General features: G+C 72.3%; 1 protein-coding gene and 1 pseudogene. Both read left to right on the forward strand.

Annotated elements, in window-relative coordinates:
- Positions 1–104 (forward strand): annotated as a pseudogene (locus IE312_RS42665) (transcriptional repressor); the annotation flags it as partial.
- A 9-nt stretch (positions 105–113) separates the two neighbouring features.
- Positions 114–1,079, forward strand: coding sequence for a CAF17-like 4Fe-4S cluster assembly/insertion protein YgfZ (ygfZ, locus tag IE312_RS31290; RefSeq protein WP_189985623.1), 966 nt, complete (start codon positions 114–116; stop codon positions 1,077–1,079).
- The last annotated feature ends 100 nt before the right edge of the window (positions 1,080–1,179 follow it).

A 1,179-nucleotide genomic window follows, 5' to 3' on the forward strand; every position in this document is an offset into this window, starting at 1 on the left:
CCAAGCTGCGGCAGCAGTTCGGTTTCGACACCGACATGAAGCACTTCGCGATCTTCGGCCGGTGCCAGGACTGCTCCCTGAAGGGGTCAACCACCACGTCGTAGGCTTGCGGTATGAAGAGCCCCCTGCTGTCCCTGCCCGGCGCCGTGCCCGCCGAGGGCGTGGACGAAGGCGTCGCGGCCCACTACGGCGACCTGTTCCGCGAGCAGCGCGCCCTCGCCGACGGCACCGGTTTCGTCGACCTGTCCCATCGCGGAGTCCTCACCGTCACCGGTGAGGACCGACTGAGCTGGCTGCACCTGCTGCTCACCCAGCACGTCAGCGAACTGCCCGCCGGTGAGGCCACCGAGGCCCTGATCCTCTCCGCGCACGGACACATCGAGCACGCGCTGTATCTGGTGGACGACGGGACGACCGTGTGGGCGCACGTGGAGCCCGGCACCCAGGAGGCGCTGATCGCGTACCTGGAATCGATGAAGTTCTTCTACCGGGTGGAGGTCGCCGACCGCACCGGTGACACCGCCGTGGTGCACCTGCCCGCCGGCTCCATCGCCGACGTCCCGGACGGGGTCGTCGTGCGCGAGACGCCGTACGGCCGCGACCTGTTCCTGCCGCGCGACCGGCTGGAGGAGTTCGCCGCCGCGCACGGGCCCGCCGCCGGACTCCTCGCCTACGAGGCACTGCGCGTCGAGCAGCACCGGCCCCGGCTCGGTTTCGAGACCGACCACCGCACCATCCCGCACGAGCTGGGCTGGATCGGCACGGCCGTCCACCTCCAGAAGGGCTGCTACCGGGGGCAGGAGACCGTCGCCCGGGTGCAGAACCTGGGCAAGCCGCCGCGCCGGCTTGTCTTCCTGCACCTGGACGGCAGCGAGGTGCACCTGCCGGTGCCCGGCACGGAGCTCCGCCTCGCCGACGAGGGCCCCGACGGCCGCAGGATCGGCTTCGTGACGACGTCGGTGCGCCACCACGAGCTGGGCCCGGTGGCCCTGGCCCTGGTGAAGCGGAACGTCCCCGTCGACGCGCGGCTGCTCGCCGGGGAGACGGCGGCGGCCCAGGAGACGGTGGTCGAGCCGTGACCGCCGCCCCCCGGCCCGGTTCCCCCTAGGGCGTGTCTTTCGGATCACCCCGGGGCCGCGGGGCTCGGCACGCACGTCCGCCGCGTTGTCGTCGGTCGCC

The organism is Streptomyces capoamus, assembly GCF_014654935.1.
Lineage (GTDB): Bacteria > Actinomycetota > Actinomycetes > Streptomycetales > Streptomycetaceae > Streptomyces > Streptomyces capoamus.